This window comes from Halobacterium sp. NMX12-1, assembly GCF_040435975.1.
Taxonomy (GTDB): Archaea; Halobacteriota; Halobacteria; order Halobacteriales; family Halobacteriaceae; genus Halobacterium; species Halobacterium hubeiense.
The window spans coordinates 2,431,282-2,453,282 of record NZ_CP159204.1 but is presented as its reverse complement, the minus strand read 5'-3'; the positions used below and the strand labels follow the sequence as shown (position 1 = coordinate 2,453,282).

General features: G+C 69.8%; 21 protein-coding genes and 1 tRNA gene. 13 read left to right on the top strand and 9 right to left on the bottom strand.

Features of this window, described 5'->3' with window-relative positions; translation table 11 throughout:
- Nucleotides 1–83 precede the first annotated feature (83 nt).
- Nucleotides 84–1,313: a poly-gamma-glutamate biosynthesis protein PgsC/CapC gene (locus tag ABSL23_RS14790; protein WP_353634307.1), complete on the top strand. Its 1,230-nt coding sequence runs from the start codon at nt 84–86 to the stop codon at nt 1,311–1,313.
- Complete coding sequence (locus ABSL23_RS14785; protein WP_353634306.1) at nt 1,310–2,452, top strand: capsule biosynthesis protein CapB; 1,143 nt, start codon at nt 1,310–1,312, stop codon at nt 2,450–2,452. Before ABSL23_RS14790 ends, ABSL23_RS14785 begins: the two co-directional genes overlap by 4 nt.
- Here ABSL23_RS14785 and ABSL23_RS14780 read toward each other — a convergent pair whose 3' ends face one another.
- The 4 genes from ABSL23_RS14780 to glpK all read right to left on the bottom strand — a co-directional run bounded on the left by ABSL23_RS14780 (nt 2,453) and on the right by glpK (nt 6,778).
- A complete protein-coding gene (locus ABSL23_RS14780; protein ID WP_353634305.1) occupies nt 2,453–2,932 on the bottom strand; it encodes a peptidylprolyl isomerase in 480 nt (159 codons plus the stop codon). It abuts the gene before it with no gap.
- 2 nt (nt 2,933–2,934) lie between these two features.
- Nucleotides 2,935–4,104 (bottom strand): AAA family ATPase, encoded by a 1,170-nt coding sequence (locus ABSL23_RS14775; protein WP_353634304.1) that lies wholly within the window; start codon nt 4,102–4,104, stop codon nt 2,935–2,937.
- 67 nt (nt 4,105–4,171) lie between these two features.
- A complete protein-coding gene (locus ABSL23_RS14770; RefSeq protein WP_353634303.1) occupies nt 4,172–5,242 on the bottom strand; it encodes a hypothetical protein in 1,071 nt (356 codons plus the stop codon).
- A 3-nt stretch (nt 5,243–5,245) separates the two neighbouring features.
- Complete coding sequence (gene glpK / locus ABSL23_RS14765) at nt 5,246–6,778, bottom strand: glycerol kinase GlpK (RefSeq protein ID WP_353634302.1); 1,533 nt, start codon at nt 6,776–6,778, stop codon at nt 5,246–5,248.
- A 296-nt stretch (nt 6,779–7,074) separates the two neighbouring features.
- Between glpK and glpA the strand changes: the two genes are divergently transcribed.
- The 4 genes from glpA to ABSL23_RS14745 are packed head-to-tail and all read left to right on the top strand — an operon-like array spanning nt 7,075 to nt 12,888.
- On the top strand, nt 7,075–8,778 hold the full coding sequence (gene glpA, locus ABSL23_RS14760) for an anaerobic glycerol-3-phosphate dehydrogenase subunit GlpA (protein WP_353634301.1): 1,704 nt from the start codon (nt 7,075–7,077) through the stop codon (nt 8,776–8,778).
- Nucleotides 8,768–10,042, top strand: coding sequence for a glycerol-3-phosphate dehydrogenase subunit GlpB (gene glpB, locus ABSL23_RS14755; RefSeq protein ID WP_353634300.1), 1,275 nt, complete (start codon nt 8,768–8,770; stop codon nt 10,040–10,042). The genes glpA and glpB overlap by 11 nt, the downstream gene beginning before the upstream one ends.
- A complete protein-coding gene (locus ABSL23_RS14750; RefSeq protein ID WP_353634299.1) occupies nt 10,039–11,406 on the top strand; it encodes an anaerobic glycerol-3-phosphate dehydrogenase subunit C in 1,368 nt (455 codons plus the stop codon). Before glpB ends, ABSL23_RS14750 begins: the two co-directional genes overlap by 4 nt.
- A gap of 48 nt (nt 11,407–11,454) precedes the next feature.
- A complete protein-coding gene (locus tag ABSL23_RS14745) occupies nt 11,455–12,888 on the top strand; it encodes a hypothetical protein (RefSeq protein WP_353634298.1) in 1,434 nt (477 codons plus the stop codon).
- A 33-nt stretch (nt 12,889–12,921) separates the two neighbouring features.
- On the opposite strand, the gene ABSL23_RS14740 is transcribed toward ABSL23_RS14745, so the two are convergent.
- Nucleotides 12,922–14,412: an aldehyde dehydrogenase family protein gene (locus tag ABSL23_RS14740; protein ID WP_353634297.1), complete on the bottom strand. Its 1,491-nt coding sequence runs from the start codon at nt 14,410–14,412 to the stop codon at nt 12,922–12,924.
- A 145-nt stretch (nt 14,413–14,557) separates the two neighbouring features.
- Here ABSL23_RS14740 and ABSL23_RS14735 point away from each other — a divergent pair, with 145 nt between their 5' ends.
- Both ABSL23_RS14735 and ABSL23_RS14730 read left to right on the top strand, forming a co-directional pair.
- Nucleotides 14,558–15,304, top strand: a complete 747-nt coding sequence (locus ABSL23_RS14735; RefSeq protein ID WP_353634296.1) for a pirin family protein — start codon at nt 14,558–14,560, stop codon at nt 15,302–15,304.
- A gap of 105 nt (nt 15,305–15,409) precedes the next feature.
- Nucleotides 15,410–15,973 carry an FAD-dependent oxidoreductase gene (locus ABSL23_RS14730; protein ID WP_353634295.1) on the top strand — a complete coding sequence of 188 codons (564 nt, stop codon included), beginning with the start codon at nt 15,410–15,412 and terminating at the stop codon, nt 15,971–15,973.
- 94 nt (nt 15,974–16,067) lie between these two features.
- Here ABSL23_RS14730 and ABSL23_RS14725 read toward each other — a convergent pair whose 3' ends face one another.
- Complete coding sequence (locus tag ABSL23_RS14725; protein ID WP_353634294.1) at nt 16,068–16,682, bottom strand: TetR/AcrR family transcriptional regulator; 615 nt, start codon at nt 16,680–16,682, stop codon at nt 16,068–16,070.
- A gap of 152 nt (nt 16,683–16,834) precedes the next feature.
- Here ABSL23_RS14725 and ABSL23_RS14720 point away from each other — a divergent pair, with 152 nt between their 5' ends.
- Complete coding sequence (locus ABSL23_RS14720; RefSeq protein ID WP_353634293.1) at nt 16,835–17,056, top strand: hypothetical protein; 222 nt, start codon at nt 16,835–16,837, stop codon at nt 17,054–17,056.
- 187 nt (nt 17,057–17,243) lie between these two features.
- On the opposite strand, the gene ABSL23_RS14715 is transcribed toward ABSL23_RS14720, so the two are convergent.
- Nucleotides 17,244–17,318 (bottom strand) — tRNA-Val (locus ABSL23_RS14715).
- A gap of 149 nt (nt 17,319–17,467) precedes the next feature.
- Here ABSL23_RS14715 and trpD point away from each other — a divergent pair.
- From trpD to trpG, 4 genes are read left to right on the top strand one after another with little or no spacing between them, the layout of a single operon-like run.
- Nucleotides 17,468–18,478, top strand: a complete 1,011-nt coding sequence (gene trpD, locus ABSL23_RS14710; RefSeq protein ID WP_353635389.1) for an anthranilate phosphoribosyltransferase — start codon at nt 17,468–17,470, stop codon at nt 18,476–18,478.
- Entirely contained in the window at nt 18,475–19,119 is a 645-nt protein-coding gene (locus tag ABSL23_RS14705; RefSeq protein WP_353634292.1) for a phosphoribosylanthranilate isomerase, read from the top strand. Before trpD ends, ABSL23_RS14705 begins: the two co-directional genes overlap by 4 nt.
- A gap of 26 nt (nt 19,120–19,145) precedes the next feature.
- A complete protein-coding gene (trpE, locus tag ABSL23_RS14700) occupies nt 19,146–20,711 on the top strand; it encodes an anthranilate synthase component I (protein WP_353635388.1) in 1,566 nt (521 codons plus the stop codon).
- Nucleotides 20,708–21,307: an anthranilate synthase component II gene (gene trpG / locus ABSL23_RS14695; RefSeq protein WP_353634291.1), complete on the top strand. Its 600-nt coding sequence runs from the start codon at nt 20,708–20,710 to the stop codon at nt 21,305–21,307. Before trpE ends, trpG begins: the two co-directional genes overlap by 4 nt.
- 10 nt (nt 21,308–21,317) lie before the next feature.
- On the opposite strand, the gene ABSL23_RS14690 is transcribed toward trpG, so the two are convergent.
- Both ABSL23_RS14690 and ABSL23_RS14685 read right to left on the bottom strand, forming a co-directional pair.
- Nucleotides 21,318–21,500: a hypothetical protein gene (locus ABSL23_RS14690; protein ID WP_059057365.1), complete on the bottom strand. Its 183-nt coding sequence runs from the start codon at nt 21,498–21,500 to the stop codon at nt 21,318–21,320.
- Nucleotides 21,501–21,560: 60 nt separating this feature from the next.
- Nucleotides 21,561–21,752: a hypothetical protein gene (locus ABSL23_RS14685; RefSeq protein WP_353634290.1), complete on the bottom strand. Its 192-nt coding sequence runs from the start codon at nt 21,750–21,752 to the stop codon at nt 21,561–21,563.
- Between the last annotated feature and the right edge of the window lie 249 nt (nt 21,753–22,001).

The window sequence follows — 22,001 nt, the reverse complement described above, 5'->3', positions numbered from 1 at the left end:
TCCCACGGGCGGTCGTCAGCCGGTAGATTGACGTGTGGAACTCGCATCCCGCGTAGTGAGAGTCGCCACGCTCCAGTCTCCCGATGCTCGCCGCAACCGCCATCATGGTCCTCGGCATCTGCGTGACCGCCGCCGTCTCCCAGTCCAGCGGCTACCGGCTCGGCGGCGTCATGGTCCTCCCGCTGCTGGTGGTCTACACCTTCCGCGAACCGGTGACGCCGGTCGTGTTCGCCGTCGCGACCGCGGCCGCGTGGGGCGCGCTCTGGGCGCTCCGCGAGTACACGCTCAACCACGGCCGCCGCGTGTTCCTCGTCGGCGTCGTCGTCGGCGCGCTCGTCTCCGTCGTCACCGTCGTCGCCGCGTCCGAACTCGTCCCCGGGGTCGTCTACTACGACGCCGAAATCGTCGGGAGCATCTTCCCCGGCATCGCCGCGTACAACCTGATGCGCCTCGACCCCCGCGACCGCCGCGCGGACCTGCTCGGTATGGTCGCCGCGTACGTCGGCCTCGTCGGGTTCGGGCTCGCCGCCGTCTACGCGCTCGCCGCCGCTCACCCGTGCGTCCCTCCGGTGTTGCTGTTGCCGACCAGCGAAGTCGTCTCGTGTCTCGGCCTCGCGCCCGTCGGCGAGCCCACGCCGCACGTCGTGCCACAGTGGTTGACCGTCGCGATTCTGGTCGCGGACGTCTCCGTCTACGAGGCCGTCCGCGCGCGCTACGACCTCCGGCTCGCGGGCGTCATCCTCGTGCCGCTGCTGGCGGTGTTCACGCTCCGGTACGCCGACACCGTGCTCGTGTACGCCCTCGGCGCGACGACCGTCTTCTTCGTCATCTCGCTCGTCCACTGGGCGTCACTGCTGTACGGGCGGAACCTCCTCGCGGTCGGCCTCGTGACCGGCCTCGTGTACTCGGCGGCAATCGGCCTGGTACAGCCCGTCCCCGCGCCCGGCATCACGCTGTTCTTCGTCGGGCTGTTCACCGGCATCGGCGCGTACAACCTCCACCGCGTCGCGCCGAAGAACCGCGCCGCCAGCATCCGCGTCTCCGCCGCGCTGTTCGTCGCCTTCTACGCTGTCCTGCTGGCGTTCGTGGACGTCCCCGCCAGCGGGCTCGACCCGCTCGGCGTCGGGCCCCGCGTCGGCTACCTCGCCGTCGGCGCGGCGCTCGTCGTGCTCGCCGTCCGCGACCTCTTCGACCTCGAACGCGCGACGCCGGACGCCGAGACGTTCGCCCGCGAGTCCGTGTTCGCGGACGCGCAAGCGGACGCGGACGTCGGCGACTCCCCGCTGGTCGCCACGGAGGACGAGGACAGATGAGCGACGACCACGGGCTCGCGGACCGCATCACCGGGGCCGCGCGGCGGGCCGTCGACTTCGCGACCCGCGGCCGCTCGCACTTCGAGCGCGTCGAGGACGTTCCCTGCCGGGTGACCGTCTCGGGCGTCCGCGGGAAGTCGACGGTCGTCCGGTGGCTCAACGAGGCGCTGGTCGCCCGCGGCCTCGAGACGTACGCGAAGGTCACGGGCAACGAGCACGTCTCCTACCACGACCTCGACGCGCAGGAGTTCGAGCGCGACGGCGTCGTCCGGCTCTACGAGAACGAGCGCGAGCTCCGCGAGTTCTGGCCCGTGGACGCCGTGGTCGCCGAGAATCAGGGCATCCGCGAGTACACCACGCGGCTCGCCAACGAGCTGTTCGACCCCCACGTGGTCGTGCTGGTGAACGTCCGCCGCGACCACCAGTCCACGCTCGGCGCCACGCTCCCGGACATCGCCCGCGCGTTCACCCGCACCGTCCCGGAGGGCGCCCACGTCGTCAGCGGCGACCGCAACGACGCCATCAACGACTACCTCCGCCGCGAGTTCCGCGACCAGAACCTCGAGTTCAGCGTCGCCGAACCCCGCTCGGAGTACCCCGTCGGCGACGTCTTCGGCGCGCGCTCGGCGTTCGTCGTCGACGAGACGCTGCGCGCGCTCGGCCTCGACCCGCTCGACCCCGGGCGACTGGCGTCGTACGTCGAGGACCTCCGCGGAGGCTGGTCGTGGACGCGACTGGAAGGCGGCGGGCTCGTCTGCAACGGCGCGATGATAAACGACGTCGAGTCCACGGAGCTGCTCCGCCAGCACCTCGTCGAGCGGCTCGCCGACCCCACGATTACGCCGTTCGTGTTCCTGCGCCGCGACCGCGCCGGCCGCACTGCGGCGTTCGTCCACTACGCGAACTGGCTCGCCGAGAACGGCTTCGTCGAGCGCGTCCACGTCGCCGGCTCGCACGCGAAGATGTTCTCGCGGCGGACAGCCGCGGACGTCGTCTACCACGACCACGAGGCCGACGCGCCCGAAGCGGTGCTGGACGCGTGCCTCGACCACGGCCACCCCGTCTACCTGATGGGGAACACCGTCCACCCGTTCATGCGCGCGCTGGACGCCGAAATCGGGGGGCGCGCCGTCGAGTAGTCAGTCGACGGCGAGCACGCGCACGTCGAAAATCAGCGTCTTCCCCGCAAGTTCGTGGTTGAAGTCCACCGCGACGTGGTCGTCGGTGACGGCCGTCACGTCCCCGTGGAGGCCGTTCTCCGCTTCGACGTGCAGCCCGACTTCCGGCGGCTGGCCGACCATCCCCTCGAACGTCCCGGGGTCGTACTCGCGCACGCGCTCGGGGTCGTGGTCGCCGTACGCCGCCTCCGGCGGGACCGTCACCGTCGCCTCCTCGCCGTCGCGCATCCCCACGACCGCGTCGTCGAGGCCCTCGATGACGTCGCCGCGGCCGACGGTGAACGCCAGCGGCTCGAACTCCGCTCGTTCCTTGCCCTGTGCCTCTTGGAGGCCGTGTTCGGCGGCGACCTCGGGGTCCGAGGTCGCGAACACGCTCCCGTTCTCGAAGCGGCCGACGTACGCGAGGCGCACGCGGTCGCCGGGTTCGATGGGTCCTGTCATCGTCACTGCCGGAGGTCGTACAGCCGGCGGAACGCGGTCGGCGGGAACCGCAGTTCCACGCGGCTCGGCGGCCGTCCCTTCCCCTCGCGCTGCTCGGCCTGTACGCGCTCGACGACGCCGCTCTCCGCGAGCTCGTAGAGGTAGCGCTTGACCGTCCCCGCCGAGAGGTCCACGGCCGCGCTAATCGCGTCCGTCGTCGCGGTCACGGACGCCCGCTCGTCGGCGTCGAGGTCCACCAGCTCCCGGAGCACGAGCTGCTTGTTCTCCGGGAGCGCGAGCACGCGTCCCAGCGAGACTGAGGGTTCGGGCACTTGGGCTATCGCCGCCTCGACGTCCGCGGGCGTGAGCCGGTCGCGGCCGTCGCGGTTCGCGCGGTCGGTCGCGACGAACAGCGCCGCGAGCGCGTCGTGGGCGTTGCCGTCCGCCCAGTCCGCGATGCGGCGCGCGAGCTCGTGCGTGAGCGCCTGCTGGGCGAGTCCCGTGGACGCGCGCGTCATCAACACGTCCACGAGCACCTGCCGGCGGTAGGGTTCAACCTGAATTGTCGTCGCGGTGTACTCCGCGAGCGCTGTCTCCGCCGGCGGGGTGCGGCCGATTGCGAGCCAGCTGGCGTTGCTCGGCAGGCCCGCGAACAGCTCCACGAGGCGGTCGGCGTCCGTGTCGTCGGGCGCGCCGACGTGGTCGACGCCGACGACGACGCCGCCCCGCGACTGGCTGACGCGCTCGTGGAGGCGGTCTCGAATCTCGTCGGTGCCGATGCCGTGCTCGGGGACGCGCTCGTCCACGAGGGCGTCCAGCACGCGGTGGTAGAACGCGAACTCGCTTTGCGTCTCGCGGGCGTCCACGTAGACGAAGCCCGGCGCGCTCGGCGACCCGGCGCGCGTGCTCGTGTAGATGACCGACTGCGTCTGCGTGGACAGCCGTTCGAGGTGGCCGAACAGCGCGGTCACGACCGCGGTCTTCCCGGAGCCGCGGGGGCCGTGGACGTACGCGTTCGGCGGGAGGCGGCCGTCGAACACCGGGTCGAGGTGGTCCAGCAGGCGTTCGAGCACCGGCCCGCGGCCCGACGGCTCGTCGAGGTGCGTGACCGGCGCCAGCGCCTCGTAGTCCTGCACGAGGCGCGGGCCGTCGTCCCGGCGCTGTCGCCGCTTTATTCGCGCGTCGATGTCCATGGCGTAGGGTGGGGTTCGTTATCCACGGTACCAACCACGTAGTAAAAAGGACCGGGGTTGGGGCGGTTCAGAGGGCGAGATACCCCGCGTTCGGGAGGACGCCCAGCAGGTAGAGGACGCCGACGACGAACATCACGACGGCGATGGCCATCGCGGGCGGGTCGACGTGCGTGCCCGAGTGCGAGTAGAACACGCGCTGGGCGACCTCGCCGACGAGGCCGGTGACCCCGCCGAGCGCGCCCGCGGCGAGCAGTGCGACGGCTTCGCTGCCGAACACGGGGAGCCCGACGGCCGCGCCGACCGCGCCCAGCAGCGTGATGTGGTGGGTGACCGGAATCTTCTCGACGCCCAGCTGGAGGAACAGCAGGCTCATCGCGGAGATGCCGTACCCCATGAAGACGCTCCCGGTCTCCAGCCAGATGTAGCCCGCGAGCACGCCGCCGACGAGCCCGATGGCGGTGACGCCCGACCAGCGGTACTGGTGGGGGAGCCACGGCTCGGTGGCGAGCCGCGCGCTCGCGGTGCCGCCGTCGGTCGCGGCGCGCTTCTCGCCGCGCTCGAACGGCGTCATGTCGAGGAAGCCCGACCCCGCGGGGCGCCCGAGCAGCGGGTAGCCGAAGGCGACCCGGGCGACCAGCGCGGTCACGACGACGGAGAGCGCGATGCCGTCCGTGGGGACGCCGAGGCCGCTGGAGACGCGGCTGACGAGTAGCCCGAGCGCGCCGAACGCCGCGCCGACCGCGAGTACGTCGGGTTTCGTGCCGAACGCGTAGGAGATGTCCTTTCCGAAGTGGTACTCGGCGCCGTCGGGCGCCATCTCGGGGTACTTCTTGCCGGCGTACGCGGAGGCCGCGACGCCGCCCGCGAACGCGATGTGCGGGCCGGTGATGGCGCCGAACCCGATGACGCCCGTGAGCCCGGTCGCGATTTCGCCCTTCGGCACCGCCTCGACGGTGCCGATTTGGCGTTCCAGAATCGCCAGTCCCTCCCCGAGGAAGACGACGAACCCCGTGAAGATGAACGACGGGAGCGCGCCCAGCGCCGCGCCGAACGCGCCGCCCGCCAGCGCCGTGAGCAGGAGGACGGCGAACGGTTCGACCTCCATGCCGATGACCGGAATCTGTAGAATCCCGTACATCGGTCAGTCCTCCTGCGCCCAGTCCAGCGAGCGCTCGACGGCGTCGTCCCACCGGCCGTACATCTTGTCGGCCTTCGACTCGTCCATGTCGGGCTCGAACTGGCGGTCGACCTGCCAGTTCGAGCGCAGTTCGTCCACGTCGTCCCAGTAGCCGACCGCGAGGCCGGCGGCGTACGCCGACCCGAGCGCGGTGGTCTCGTCCACTTCCGGGCGGACGATGTTCGTCTGGATGATGTCGGACTGGAGCTGGCAGAGGAAGTTGTTCTTCACCGCGCCGCCGTCCACGCGCAGCGACGTGGTCTCGACGCCGGAGTCGGCCTCCATCGCTTCCGCGATGTCCCGCGTCTGGTAGGCGATGGACTCCAGCGTCGCGCGGACGATGTGTTTCTTCTCGGTGCCGCGGGTCATCCCGACGATGGTGCCGCGGGCGCGGCCGTCCCAGTGTGGCGCGCCGAGCCCCGTGAACGCCGGGACCATGTAGACGCCGTCGGTCGATTCGGCGGAGCGCGCGAGTTCGGCGGTCTGGGCGGCGTTGTTGATGAGGTCCACGTCTTCGAGCCACTCGATGGCGGCGCCCGTGACGAAGATGGAGCCCTCAAGCGCGTACTGGACGGGTTCGCCCGAGCGCTGGAAGCCGATGGTGGTGAGGAGGCCGTGGTCGGACTCGACGGCCTCGTTGCCGGTGTTCATGAGGTAGAACGAGCCGGTGCCGTAGGTGTTCTTGGCGTCGCCCTCGTCGAAACAGGTCTGCCCGAACAGCGCGGCCTGCTGGTCGCCGAGCGCGCCCGCGACGGGGACCTCGGCGCCGAGGAAGCCGTCCGGTTCGGTGTGGCCGTAGAGGTCCTCGTCGGAGGACGGCCGGACCTCCGGCAGCATCTCGGCGGGGACGTCGAACTCCGCGAGCAGGTCGTCGTCCCACTCCAGCTCCCGGATGTTGTACAGCATCGTCCGGGAGGCGTTCGAGACGTCCGTGACGTGGTTCCCGGTGAGGTTGTAGATGAGCCACGCGTCGATGGTGCCCATCAGGAGTTCGCCCTCGCGGGCGCGGTCGCGGAGGTCCTGCGTGCGGGAAGTCTGGAGCTTCAGCGGCTCGGCGTTGTCCAGAATCCACTCGGTCTTCGTCGCGGAGAAGTACGCGTCGGCCTCCAGTCCGGTCTTCTCGCGAATCTCCTCGATGTCGCCGTTGGCTTCGAGTTCCTCGACGCGGTCGGTGGTGCGGCGGTCCTGCCAGACGAGCGCGTTGTGGACGGGTTTGCCGCTGGCGGCGTCCCACACGACGGTGGTCTCGCGCTGGTTCGTGATGCCCAGCGCCTCCAGTTGGGTGGCGTCGAGGCCGGCGGCGTCGAGGCCCTCGGTCACGACCGACTTCGTGTTCTCCCAGATTTCGACGGGGTCGTGTTCGACCCAGCCGGGTTCGGGGTAGATCTGTTCGTGCTGTTCGTAGGCGTTCGCGACGACCTGCCCGCTGTGGTCGAAGACCATGAAGCGGGTCCCGGTCGTCCCCTGGTCTATCGAGCCGACGTAGGTGTCTGACATGGGTTGGGTGCTCCGTGTGGCGGCCGATTAGTTTACCGACTTCGCCGCTCTGCCAGTAAATAAGGACGAACTATAATAAATGTTACTGTAGGTAAGGAATCGGTGGTAAAGAGCCGCCTCTCTGCCGCGAGCGCCGTCACGACGTCGGATGGGGGTTCTGTGTGGGCTAGTGCCCGAGGGTTTCTACCGCGTCGAACGCGCTGCGCCCCCGGTTCGCGGGCCGAACGCGCTCAATTTTACTGTGGAGTCGGATTCTACGATAAAATAAAGTGCGTGGGTGTCGAACCCGAACACAGATGGCATCGGTACCACACATCGCCGTCGTCGGCGGCGGTTCGACGGGCACCGGCATCGCCCGCGACCTCGCGATGCGCGGGTTCGACGTGACGCTCGTCGAACAGGGCAACCTCACGCACGGCACCACCGGCCGGATGCACGGGCTGCTCCACAGCGGCGGCCGGTACGCCGTCGCCGACCAGGCGAGCGCCCGCGAGTGCATCGCGGAGAACCGCGTGCTCCGCGACATCGCGAGCCACTGCGTCGAGGAGACCGGCGGCCTCTTCGTCAAGCGCCCCGAGGACTCCGAGGAGTACTTTCAGGAGAAACTTCAGGGCTGTGAGGACTGCGGCATCCCCGCGGAGGTCGTCTCCGGCGAACAAGCCCGCGAGATGGAGCCCCACCTCGCACGCGACGTCGAGAAGGCAATCGCCGTGCCGGACGCCGCCGTGGACCCGTTCCGGCTGGTCGTGGCGAACGCCGCCAGCGCCCAGGAACACGGCGCGCGCGTCGAGACGCACTCCGCAGTCACGGACCTGCTCGTGGAGGGCGGCGAGGTCGTCGGCCTCGAAGTCGAACACGACTCCGGCCCCGGCAAGCACGTCCACGGGACCGAGGGCGGCACCGAGGAGATTCGCGCGGACCACGTGGTGAACGCGACGGGCGCGTGGGCGGGCCGCATCGGCGACATGGCGGGCGTGGACGTGGCGGTCCGGCCCTCGAAGGGCGTGATGACCGTGATGAACGTCCGGCAGGTGGACACCGTGGTCAACCGCTGTCGGCCGAAGGGCGACGCCGACATCGTCGTCCCGCACGAGACGACGGCCATCCTCGGGACGACCGACGTGGAAGTCGACGACCCCGAGGACTACCCCGAGGAGCAGTGGGAGGTCGACGAGATGATAGACACGCTCTCGGAGCTGGTGCCGATGCTCGCGGAGGCGCGGACGGTGCGGTCGTTCTGGGGCGTCCGCCCGCTGTACGAGCCGCCGGACGTCGGCAGCGACGACCCGACGGACATCACGCGGGACTTCTTCCTGCTGGACCACGCCGACCGCGACGCCCTCCCCGGCATGACGACGGTCGTCGGCGGGAAGCTCACGACCTACCGGATGATGGCCGAGTCGGTCGCCGACCACGTCTGCGAGCGCTTCGGCGTCGACGCGGAGTGCCGGACCGCCGACGTCCCCCTGCCGGGGAGCGAGGAGTTCTCCGTGCTCCGCGACTACATGGACGAGTTCGGCCTGCGCTCGCCAATCGGCCGGCGCAGCGTCGAGCGCCTCGGGTCGCGCGCCGACGACGTGCTCGACACCGACGCACCGAACCCGGTCGTCTGCGAGTGCGAGGGCGTCACGCGCGCGGAGCTACGGGACGCCATCGAGCAGTCCGGCTCGGACCTCAACGCCGTCCGCATCCGCACCCGCGCCTCGATGGGGAACTGTCAGGGCGGCTTCTGCGCGCACCGGATGGCCAGCGAACTCCACGGTGAGTACGACGAGGAGACCACGCGGCGTGCGTGGGACGACCTCCTGCAGGAGCGCTGGAAGGGCCAGCGCCACGCGCTCTGGGGCGAACAGCTCTCGCAGGCGATGCTGAACTACGCGCTCCACGCGACCACGCAGAACCGCGACAGCGACCCCGCCGACGGCGACGACGTGGACTTCGCCGCCTTCGACGCTGGTCCCGACGCGGCCCGAACGGACGGAGGGAACCGTGGCGATTGACTCGGACGTCCTCGTCGTCGGCGGCGGGCTCGCGGGCTTGACGAGCGCGCTCGCCGCGGCGCGGGCGGGCGCGGACACCCGATTGGTCTCCTACAAGCAGAGCACGCTCCGACACGCCTCGGGACTCGTGGACGTGCTCGGCTACACGCCCAACGGGGACGGCCCGCTCGCCGACCCCTTCGATGCAATTCCCGACCTGCCGGAGTCACACCCCTACCGGACCGTCGGCGTGGAGACAGTCCGCGAGGCGCTGGCGCTGTTCGACGACGCCGCGCCCCACTACCGCGGCGACCACACGGACGCGAACGCGCTCGTCCCGACCCACGGCGGCACCGTCAAGCCGACCGCGCGCTACCCGGCGGGCGCGAGCGCAGGAGTAGCCAGCGACGACCGCGACGCCCTGCTGGTGGGCTTCGCGGCGATGCCGGACTTCGACGCGCCGCAGGCCGCCGCGCACCTCGACGCCGCCGGCGTCCCCTTCGACGTGCGCGGCGCGACGATTCAGTTCCCGGGCGACCTGCGCGCGGACGCGAAGGTCACCCGGTACGCGAAGCTCCTCGACGCGAACAGCGCGGTGCCCGTGGACGGTCGCGACAAGCCAGTCCGAGCCGCGCTCGTGGAGCGCGTGCAGGCCGAACTCGACGGCGAGGCGCGCGTGGGCTTCCCGGCGATTCTCGGGGACGACGACGCGGCGGGCGTCCGCGAGTCGCTGGCCGACGAACTCGGCGCGGCCGTCTTCGAGGTGCCGATGGGACCGCCCTCGCTGCCGGGGTTGCGGCTGGAGGACGCGCTGTTCGACGCGCTCGACGACGCGGGCGTCAGCATCGAGACCGGGAACCCGGTCGTCGACTACGACGGCGGCGACCGCATCGAGCGGGTGTACGTCGAGAAGAACGGCGCGCGCATCCCGAACGCCGCCGACCAGTACGTGCTCGCGACCGGCGGGCTCGTCGGGAAGGGCGTGGAGTCCGACCGCGAAGGCGTCTACGAACCGATTTTCGACTGCCACGTCGCGCACGCCGACGACCGCTATGACTGGTTCGCCGACGACGCGTTCGGCGACCACCAGTTCGCGCGGTTCGGCGTCGCGACAGACGACGAACTGCGACCCGAGGCAGCGGACGGCAGCACCGAGTTCGAGAACCTGCGGGTCGCCGGGAGCGTGCTCGGCGGCTACGACTTCGCCGCCGAGAAGTCCGGCTCGGGGGTCTCGATTGCGACCGGCTACGCGGCCGGCCGCGCGGCAGCGGAGGAGACACGATGAGCGACAGCCAATCCACCGACTTCGACCCAGTGGCACCGAACGCCGGCGAGGACTTCGAGCCCGTGGACGTCTTCGACGACAGCGACGACTTCGACCTGCGCCCGGGCGCGGACTCCTGTTACAAGTGCTCGACGTGCGACACCAACTGCCCGGTCGCGGAGGTCGACGACGACTTCCCCGGGCCGAAGTTCCAGGGGCCCGAGCAGTGGCGGCTCAAGCGCCGCGACGACGACCACAGCGTCGACGACTCGGTGATGGACTGCTCGAACTGTATGCGCTGTGACAACGCGTGTCCGTCGGGCGTGGGGCTCTCCCAGATGCACAACACCGCGCGCGGCGAGTACGTCAGCGAGGAGATGGACAAGCTCTCCGTCGAGTACGTCCGCAACCGCTTGCTCGCAAACTACCGCAAGTCCGCGTGGCTGGCGAGCAAGGTGCCGCGGCTCGCGAACGCCGCCGCGAACTTCGGGCCGGCGCGCTGGCTCGGCGAGAAACTGCTGGGCGTCACCGGCGAGCGCGAGTTCCCCGACTTCGCGACGGAGACGTTCACCGAGTGGTGGGCCGCACAGGGCGGCGCCGCCGGCTCGAAGGAGCGCGCCCGGGAGGCCCGCGAGCGCCGCGGCGAACCCCGGGACGCCGACAAGAAGGTCGCGTACTTCCACGGCTGCTACGCCGAGTACAACACCCCGGAGGTGGCGAAGGCGCTGGTGCGCGTCTACGAGCACTTCGGCTACGAAATCGTCGTCCCGGAGCAGGGCTGCTCGGGCACGCCGATGTTCGCCAACGGGATGCTCGACGACGCGCGCCGCGACGCCGAAGTGAACGTCTCCTCGTTCGCGGACCTCGTCGACGAGGGCTACGACGCCATCGCCTCCTGCACGTCGTGCTCGATGGCGATTCGCCAGGAGTACCCCGAGCTGTTCGACATCGACGGCATCGAGGACGTCGCCGCGAACACGTTCGAGTCCGTGGAGTACCTCCGCATCCACGAGGACCTCGACGGCGAACTCGCGGACGCCGAGGTCGGCGACGACCTCGCCGCGGAGTTCGCGTACCACGCGCCCTGCCACGCCCGCAATCAGGGGCTGGATCGGCAGGCCGTCGAACTGTTCGGCGACCTCGACGGCGTGGGCGTCGAGGACGTCGGGGACTCCTGCTCGGGCATCTCCGGGACGTACGGCTGGAAGGCCGAGAAGTACGAGACCTCCATGAAAATCGGCGACGAGATGTTCGACCACATGGAGGCCGCCGAGGGCGAGACCGGGATGACCGAGTGCCCGACGTGCGCGATGCAGATGGAGCACGGCACCGGCTACGACGTCCGGCACCCGCTGGAACTGCTGGAAGCGGCGGTCGTCGCGTGAGGGCGAGTTACCGGAGAGACTTTGCTTCCGGGCGCGAACGCGTGCCGTATGCGAGCGCGTGTCCTCGTCGTCGCGGCCCTGCTACTCGTCGCGGGGTGCGGCGGACAGGCGAATCCGGGCGCGACGACGGACGCAGCGGAGACGACTGACGCGACGACCGTCGAGACGACGACCGGCCCCGCGAATCCGTGGCAGTCCGAGCAGCTCACCGTTGCGGTCCGGACCGGCGAGTACACTGACCCGGAGTACGTCGCCGCGGTCCGGCGCGCGACGGCGTACTGGAACGACCACGCCGCGGCCAGCGCGTACGACGTCGAACTCTCGTTCGAGCGGAACGCGTCGAATCCCGACGTCGTCGTCGAGTACACCTCGCGACTCCAGGTCTGTGGCGGGGAGACGAGTACGGGGACGTTCTACTCGTGTACGGACACGTACGATAGTGGCGAGACGGAACCGGGGACGTCGACGGTCGAACTGGCCGGTGGGTACACGGCGAACGCGACCGAGCGCATCGCAACGCGCGCGTTCGCGAGACTGCTCTCGGTCCCGGACGGCGACGAGCCGGCGGACTTCCCCGAGTTGTCCAACCCCGCGAACCGCGACCCGTGGCCCGAACCCGGTCCCGTCGTCGTCAGCGTCGACCAGACGGCGGCTTCGCGGAACGTGACGCCGCTCGTCGAGCAGGCCGTCGCCTACTGGGAGCGAGACGGCGTGACGAAGAACTACACCGCGGACTTCCGCGTCGCGCCGAACGCGTCGAACCCCGACGTCGTCGTCCGGTTCGAGCCGAACGTCACCTCGTGCGGCGTCGAGTCCGGAACCTCGATTCTCGGCTGCGCGCCCGTCTTCGGCGTCCACGACCGGACCTACGAGCAGGAGACCATCGAAATCGAGACGGGGTACACCGGCGAGAGCACGCTGGAGACGCTGAAACACGAGTTCGGCCACCTGCACGGCCGCCTCCACGGGCAGGCGCCGATGCCGTTGATGAACGCGACGTCGGACGCGACGCGGCTCCCGATTCCGGACGCGCGGACGGTCGCGTACCCGTGGCGGACGACGAACGTCTCCGTGGCCGTCGAGGGCGAGCCGACGGAGTTCGAGCAGGAACAGGTCGACGCCGCGTTGGGGTACTTCGAGTCCGGCGCGGAGGGGTTCTTCGCGGCGGAGACGCCGTCGTTCGCGCGCACGCAGAACGCGTCGGCGGCGGACATCGTGATTACGGTCTCCGACGACGGGTCCGCGTGCGGCGACGGCTACGGCGGCGGGTCCTGCGGGAGCGTCCGCGGGTACAGCACGGACGCCGACGACGCGCTCGAATACTACACCGAGGCCGAGATTACGACCGCGAACGCCGACGAGGACAGCGTCGCGTGGCACGTCGGCTACTGGCTGGCGTACGCGTTCGGCGCCCAAGACGGGGAGTTCCCCGAGCCGCTCGACGGGCAGAACGACGACCGCGACGGCCGCTGGTGGGAGTGATTCGATGAGACCCGGCGACTCCGGGCTGGCCGCTTACAGCGGGTAGTCGCGGGGCTCGTGCTGGATGGAAATCCACTTCGTCTCCGTGATTTCGCGGAGGAACGCGTCGCTGTTGTACTCGCCGACGCCGGACGCGCCGATGCCGCTGAACGGCACGTGGGCCTCGTCGTTGATGGGCTGGTCGTTGATGTGGACGTTGCCGGTCTCCATGCGGCCGGCGATGTCCTTCGCGACCGAGAGGTCGCCCGCGTGGACGGCGCCGGAGAGCCCGTACTTCGTGTCGTTGGCGATTTCGACGGCTTCGTCCACGTCGCTGAACGGGATGACGGGCGCGATGGGGCCGAAGTGCTCGTTGCACGCGGCTGCCATGTCGTTTGTCACGCCGGAGAGCACGGTGGGCTTGACGACCAGCGAGTCCTCGACACCGTCGATGTCGGCGGTCTCGCCGCCGGTTTCGAGGGTGGCGCCGGCGTCGACGGTCTGCTCGACGTATTCGAGCATCTCGTCGCGCTGGGACTCGTCGATGATGGGGCCGACCACGGTGTCGCCCTCGTGGGCGCTGCCGACGGCGAGTTCCTCGGCGCGCTCGGTGAGCTTCCGGACGTACTCGTCGTAGACGTCCTCGTGGACGATGTGGCGGTTGATGGAGATGCAGACCTGCCCCTGGTGGACGAACGAGCCGAACGTCGCGGCGTCGACGGCGCGGTCCACGTCGGCGTCGCTGGCGACGACGAACGCGTTGTTGCCGCCGAGCTCCATCGCCGGGACGGCGAGGTTCTCGCCCGCGAGGCCGGCGACGTGCTGGCCGACCTCCGTGGAGCCGGTGAAGGAGACGACGTCACTCTCGGGGTGGCTGGCGACGCGGTCACCGATGTCGGAGCCGCGGCCGGTGACGACGTTCACGACGCCCTCGGGGAGGTCGGTCTGCTCGAAGAGCTTCGCGAACAGCAGGCCGCCCGTGATGGGGGAGTTCGTGGAGGGCTTGAGGACGACGCTGTTCCCGGCGGCGATGGCGGGCAGGACCGCTCGCGCGCTCAGGTTCAGGGGGAAGTTCCACGGCGAGATGACCGTGACGACGCCCTTCGGCCCGCGCTCGACGATGTTCTCCTTGCCGGGGATGTTCGAGTCGGCGTGCTCGCCCTTCATCCGCCGCGGCAGCGTGGCGGCCTCGCCGGCGTGGTCGGAGGCGATTTGGATGGACGTCTCACCCATGATCTGGGAGCCGCCGACCTCGTGGGCCAGCAGGTTGGTGACGTCCTCGGAGTGCTCCTGCAGGGCCTGCAGGAACTGCTGGATTACCGCCGACCGCTGCGCGGGCGGGGCCTCCGCCCACTCTTCCTGGGCTTCGGCGGCCGCCTCGTAGGCGGCGTCGACGTCGCTCTCGGTCGCGGCGGGGACGTCGGCGACGACCTCGCGCGTCGAGGGGTCCTCGACGGCGATGGTCTCCCCGCTCTCGGCGGGCACCCACTCGCCGTCGATGTACTGCGCGCTCCAGTCGGCGTCGATGGACAGGTCGGTTGTCATCTGCGTTTTACCAGACGGTAGAACGAGGTAAAAGCGGGCGGGATGGAGTGACATCCGCCGATTCACAGCCAGCGAACAACTCCCGGAGTGGGAGAGCGCCGCCCCCATCCGACGCGTTTTACTGTCTGGTAAACAACGGTGAGACATGACCGCCAACGACGCGTCGACGACCGACGGCCCCGTCCCCGGCGAGCGAGTGCGACACGGGACGGGCGTGAACTCGAATCGCGCGTTCCCGACGAGCCACCACCCCGAACACCTCGACCCGTTCGTCCTCTTCGAGCGGTTCTACATCGACCCCGACCAGGGGTTCCCGATGCACCCCCACCGCGGCTTCGAAATCGTCTCGTACATGATCGACGGCGGGATGGACCACGAGGACTCGCTGGGCGTCAGCAACGTCGCCGAGGAGGGCGAGGCGATGCGCATCACGACCGGCAGCGGCATCCGTCACTCCGAGTTCCCCGCGGGCGGCCGCGGCTGTAACGGCCTCCAGCTGTGGGTGAACCTCCCGCGCGAGAAGAAGGAGGTCGACCCCGACTACGTGGACGCCACGCAGGCCGACCTGCCCACCGAGGAGTACGACGGCGCGACGGTGACCACGGTCGTCGGCGACGACTCGCCGCTCTCGCTGCACACGCCCATGGAGTATCTGGACGTGCGCGTGTCCGACGCCTACGAGTGGACGGTCCCCGAGGACTGGACGGGCTTCGTCTACGGCGTCGCCGGCGAGGGGACCGTTGCCGGAGACGCGTTCGGCGAGGGCGACGTCTTCCCGGTCACCGACGAGACCGCGGTCGAGCTCCGCACCGACGCCGACCTCCGCGTGGTCGCGGTCGCCGGCCGGCCACACGACGAGCCGATTCAGCAGCGCGGCCCGTTCGTCCTCTGAACGCCCGCACCGCCGTCGCTGGCTCCTCGGCGCGCCGCCTCGGCAGGAACTGCCGGCTTTTACCTGATGGTAAGTTTCTTCCTCGGGGAGCACGGATACACGCCCATGGCAGACGTAGCAGTCGTCGGCGGCGGTCCCGCCGGCCTGTCCGCAGCACAGTTCGCCGCGAAGAACGACCTCGACACCGTCGTCTTCGACACCGACGAGACGTGGATGCACAAGGCCCACCTGTTCAACTACCCGGGCGTGCGCTCGATGGACGGGATGACGTTCGTCGACATCGCCCAGAAGCAGGCGGAGGCCCGCGGCGCCGACCTCCACGAGGGCGAGGAAGTCACCGCCGTCGAGCAGGACGGTGACGGCTTCGCCGTCACGACCGCGGACGGCGAGTACGAGGCCGACTACGTCGTCCTCGCGACCGGTGGCAACCGCGACCTCGCCGAGGACCTCGGCTGCGAGTTCACCGACGAGGACGTCGTCGACGTGAACCTCGACATGGAGACGTCCGTGGACGGCGTCTACGCCACCGGCGCGATGGGCCGCCCCGAGAAGTGGCAGGCCGCCATCGCCGTCGGCGACGGCGCGGCCGCCGTCCTCGACATCCTCTCGAAGGAGAAGGGCGAGTACTACCACGACTTCGACATGCCGTCGGACGTCCCCGAACTGTAACGCGGCCGCTTCTCACCCGTTATTTTCGCGAGCGCCCAGCGGCGGCGCTCCCGTTCGCGGACAAATCCTCCAGAATCGTTGGTCGCCGCGGCCGTCAGTCCTCGCGCTCCAGCGAGTCCAGCACGAACTCGTCGATGGCCGCGCGGGCCTCCGCGGGCGCGTCGTCGTGCCCCAGCGAGATGCGGCGCTCGCGGGCCGCGTGAATCACGTCCGTGATGAGCTGGCCCATCCGCTCGGCGTCCACCTCGCGGAAGACCCCCTGCTCGATGCCGTCCTCGATGACGGCGACGATGCTGCCGCGGAGCCGGCCGTAGTGCTCCTCGAACAGCTCGCGGTGCTCGGCGTCGTTCTGCGCGTGCGCGTACAGCTCGTGGTAGACCTTCATCCGGTCCCAGTGCGTGAACTCCTCGAACTCCGGCCCGAACAGACACTGGTCGATGCGCGCGTCCAGCTCCGAGCGCGGGTCCATGTCCTCGGCGACCTCGACGCTGCCCTCGTACTGGTCGATGACGTACTTCAGGAACGACGACAGCAGGTCGTACTTCCCGTCGAAGTGGTAGTGGATGACCTGCCGCGACAGCTCCATCTCCTCGCCGATGTCCCGCACCCGGAGGTCCTTGTACCCGTGCTCGCTGAGCGCCCGGAACGTCGCCTCCATGATCTCCTCGCGGGTGTCGTTTGCGCCGACTATCCCGTCTGCCTCGCTCATTACGCCCCGTTAGGGCGGGTAGACTCATATCGGTTTCTTCGTCGGGACGCCGCCAACCACGGTCGGCCGCTCGCGCTACTGCCACGTGTCCGCCCGATTCCGACGCGCTGTTCTGCGAAACGCTTTCTGGGGTTCGGACGCTCCTTTCGGTCGTGTCCACGACTGTCACGACGCCCGACTCAGACGAGACGTGTGCGTACTGTGAGTCGCGCATCTTCGACCACGACCCGATCTGTGTCCGTGACTGTGAGGACGACTGTGGCTCCCCGACGTACTTCTGTAACTACGCGTGTCTGTCGTCGTACATCGAGGAGAACGATCTTACGACCGGCGACGCGTGCTCGTGGCGTCCCGACGGCGACAGTCGTTGTTAGTCGAGGTGGGTCTCCTCGAGAATCTCCTGTAGCTCGTCGGCGTGAGTGCGGTAGAAGTGGGTTGGGGCGGATTGTGAACCTCCGGAAGACGTGCTCGCTCACTGCGTTCGCTGCGCGCGACTTCCGTGGTTCAAATCCTTCCAACCGCGCCACACGCGTCGCTCGGAGGCGAGCGACGCGAGAAGTATGGGTTGGGGCGGATTTGAACCGCCGACCTCCTCCATGTCAAGGAGGTGTCATAGCCTGACTAGACCACCAACCCGCGGCGGTCTTCGAACGCATTCCAGCGTAGTCCGGGGGTATAGTTGAAGGTTTCGAATCGGTACCCGCGTGGGGGTGCGTGCCCCGGCAGAGTTAAGTGAACGTACAGAGTTATACATTACAACGCGAAACCGTACATTGGTGTCCACAATGCAGGAATACATCGAGCGCGTCACCGCCGGCGAGGACCTCACCCTCGACGAAGCGCGTGACGCCGTCACCCGACTGTTCGAGGACGCGACAGACGCGGAAATCGGCGCGCTGCTCGCCGCGCTCCGCGCGAAAGGCGAGACCGAGACCGAAATCGCGGGGTTCGCGCAGGGGATGCGCGACGCCGCCAACACCATCGACCCGGACCGCGAGCCGCTGGTCGACACGTGCGGCACCGGCGGCGACGACTACGACACCATCAACGTCTCCACGACGTCCACGATGGTCGCGGCGGGCGCCGGCGTCCCGGTCGCGAAGCACGGCAACTACTCCGTCTCCTCGTCGTCGGGAAGCTCGGACGTGCTCGAAGAAGTAGGGGTCGCCCTCGACGCCAGCCCGGACGCGGTCGAGGAGCGCATCGAGGACGACGGCATCGGCTACATGCACGCGCCCGCGTTCCACCCCGCGATGAAGGCGGTCATCGGCCCGCGCCGCGAACTCGGCGTGCGCACCATCTTCAACGTGCTCGGGCCGCTGACGAACCCCGCGGGCGCGGACGCGCAGGTCGTGGGCGTCTACGACCCCGACCTCGTGCCCGTGCTCGCTCGCGCGCTCTCGCACATGGGCGTCGACCGCGCGCTCGTCGTTCACGGCGACGGCCTCGACGAGTTCGCGCTCCACGGCGAGTCCGTCGTCGCCGAACTCGACGACGGCGACATCGAGGAGTACACGGTCACGCCCGCGGACTTCGGGCTGGAGGAGGCACCCATCGAGGACGTCTCCGGCGGCACGCCCGAGGAGAACGCCCGCGACCTCCGCGGCATCGTCACCGGCGACGTCACCGGCCCGAAGCGCGACATCATCCTCGCGAACGCGGGCGCGGCCATCTACGTCGCCGGCGAGGCCGACTCGCTCGAAGCAGGCGCCGAGCGCGCCGCCGAGGCCATCGACTCCGGCGCCGCCGAGGAGACGCTGGAGACGCTCCGGGACCCCGCGACGGCGACGCGATGACGCGCGCGAAAGTCTGTGGTCTCACGAACGAGCCCGACCTCCGCGCGGCCGTCGACGCGGGCGCGGACGCCGTCGGATTCATCGCGGACGTGCCCGTGGACACGCCCCGCGAGGTGAGCGTCGAGCAGGCGGCGGACCTCGCGGCCGCCGCGCCGCCGTTCGTCACCACTGTACTCGTGACGATGCCCGAGACGCCCGAACAGGCGGTCGAACTGGTCGAGCGCGTGAACCCGGACGCCGTCCAACTGCACGGCGACCTCTCCGCGGGCGATGTGGAGCGCGTCGCGGAAAACACTCGCGCGGCGGTCCTGAAGACCGTGGACGCCGCGGACCCAGAGGGCGCGCGCTACGACGACGCCGCCGACGCGCTGCTCGTGGACTCCGTGGACGAAGCGGGCGCGGGCGGCACGGGCCGCACGCACGACTGGGACGCGACCCGCGAGTTCGCCGACAGCGTTGACTCGCCGGTCGTGCTCGCGGGTGGGTTGACGCCCGAGAACGTCGCCGAGGCCGTCGCGACCGTCGATCCGTTCGCGGTGGACGTCGCGTCCGGCGTCGAGAAGACGGGCGGCGAGAAGGACCACGACGCAGTCCGGCAGTTCGTCGCGAGCGCGACCGAGCGCCGGGAGGCGGAGGCGTGACCGACGCCGACGAGCCCGCCGCGGGACTGGACACCACCCGCAGCGAGTTCGCAGACCTCGCTGGCGACGGTCCCGCAGTCGTCCGCGTCGCCGCCGACCTCGACGTCGGCGTCTCGCCGCTGTCGGCGTACGCCACGCTCACCGAGGGCGAGTACGGCTTCCTGCTGGAGAGCGCCGAGAAGACGTCCGCGAGCGACCCCGACGGCGCGTTCCGGCCGTCGGACGCGACCGAGGACCGCCACGCGCGCTACTCGTTCGTCGGCTACGACCCCGCGGCCGTCGTCACCGTCCACCCCGACGGAACGGAGGTGCAGGCGCTGTGCGACGACCGCGTCACGGAGTTCTTAGACGCCGGCGACGGCGACGTGCTCGACCAGCTCCGCGGCGCGCTCCCCGACGTTGACCGGCGCGGGTTCCCCGACGAGGACCGCCAGCTGCTCGACGGCGGGCTCGTCGGCTTCCTCGCGTACGACGCCGTCTACGACCTCTGGCTCGAAGAGGTGGGCGTCGAACGTCCCGAGACCCCACTGCCCGACGCCGAGTTCGTGCTGACGACGCGCACGCTCGTCTTCGACCGCGCGACCGACACCGTCTCGCTGGTGTTCACCCCGCTCGTCGGTGAGGACGACGACCCCGACGCGGTCTACGACGCACTCGCTGCGGAAGCCGAGCGCGTCCAGCGCGAACTCGCTGACGCGGACGAGCCGGAGTTCGGCGGCTTCCGCGTCACCGACGAGCGGGCGGGCGCCCGCGACGAGTACGAGGACAGCGTCGAGAAAGCGAAAGAAGCCGTCCTCGACGGGGAAGTGTATCAGGCGGTCGTTTCGCGCACGCGCGAACTCGACGGCGACGTCGACCCGCGCGGCCTCTACGCCGCCCTTCGGGACGTCAACCCCTCGCCGTACATGTTTCTGCTCTCGCACGACGACCGCACCGTCGTCGGCGCGAGCCCGGAGACGCTGGTCGCGGTCCACGACGACACCGTGCTCAACAACCCCATCGCGGGCACCTGCCCGCGGGGGTCCAGCCCCGTCGAGGACCGGCGGCTCGCCGGCGAGATGCTCGCCGACGAGAAGGAGCGCGCCGAGCACACGATGCTCGTGGACCTCTCGCGGAACGACGTGCGCCGCGTCAGCGAACCCGGGAGCGTGCGCGTCCCCGAGTTCATGCGCGTGCTCAAGTACAGCCACGTCCAGCACATCGAGTCCACGGTGACGGGAACGCTGCGCGATGACCACGACGCCTTCGACGCCACCCGCGCGTCCTTCCCCGCGGGCACGCTGTCGGGCGCGCCGAAGGTCCGCGCGATGGAGCACATCCACGCGCTGGAGGCGTCGCCCCGTGGCATCTACGGCGGCGGCGTCGGCTACTTCTCGTGGAACGGCGACGCCGAGTTCGCCATCACGATTCGGTCCGCGACAATCAGTCACGGGAACGAGCAGGACACCCTCCGCGTGCGCGCCGGCGCGGGTATCGTCGCGGACAGCGACCCCGCGGCGGAGTTCGACGAAACCGAGGCGAAGATGGACGGCGTACTCGCGGCCGTCGAGCGCATCCGCGAGGACGTCGAGACGCCGGAGGTGGAGGGATGAACGTCCTCTTCGTCGACAACTTCGACTCGTTCACGTACAACCTCGTGGAGTACGTCTCCGAGCAGACCGTCGACGGCGAGCGCCCGGAGACGACCGTCTTGAAGAACACCGCGAGCCTCGACGACGTACGCGACGTGGACCCGGACGCCATCGTCATCAGTCCCGGCCCCGGCCACCCGAAGAACGAGCGCGACGTCGGCGTCACCGCGCCCGTGCTCCGCGAGGTCAGCACGGATGTGCCGACGCTCGGCGTCTGTCTCGGGATGGAGGCCGCGGTCTACGAGTACGGCGGAACGGTGGACCGCGCGCCCGAGCCGATGCACGGCAAGACCAGTCCCGTCGAGCACGACGGCCGCGGCGTCTTCGACGGCATCGAGCAGGGGTTCCCGGCGGCGCGCTACCACTCGCTGGCGTGCGGCGCGATTCCGGACTGCTTCGAGGTCTCGGCGCGCACCGACCACGACGGCACCGAGCTCGCGATGGCCGTGCGCCACGAACAACACCCGATTACGTGCGTGCAGTTCCACCCCGAGAGCGTGCTCACCGCCGCGGGCCACGACCTCGTGGAGAACTTCCTGGCGGGCGTCCCCCAGTAGCGCGCCGTGCTCACTTCGTGACGCCGTAGCCGACGATTCCGGTGCCGGCTATCGCGGCCAGAATCCCCGCGCCGGCGAGTGCTTCCGTGTCCATCTCGGGCAGCGCGACGGCGAGCGCGAGGACGACAATCGCCAACAGCGTCACCTGTGTCCCGACGAACAGCGTCTGTACCGCCGACAGTCGGTCGCTCATACGCCAGCCGCGTCGCGGCGCGGCAAATTCGTTTCGGGCAGTCGCAGCGCGTGTACGCGCTCAGCCCAGCACCGTCGTCACGACCCACGCCGCGCCGACGAGAATCGTCGCGACGACGAGCAGTTTCCACGCGACGCTGAGCACGAACCGACCCACGAGAACGATGACTGTGACCGCGACGAGCGCGAGCAGGAGCGTGCCCAGCGGCGAGGAGGTCAGGCCGCCGAGCGCGAGCGCGAGTACAGCGAGCATACTCGGCCCCACGCAGACCACCGACTTAAGCGAGGGGGCAGTCGGCGGCGTCGCGTGCCCCCTTCGGTTCCACTGGACCCCCGAAACTGAAACCCGGGCTCCGTCGGCGGTTTCGCGCCGCCACGACCGACCACTTTCACCGCGCTTTGAGTAGGATTATATCACTCCCGGCCCAACGGTTCAACCACCGCGAATCGGGCCGCTCTGGGGACCGCCAGCACGGGGGGCCGGAAGCGGAACTACTAACCA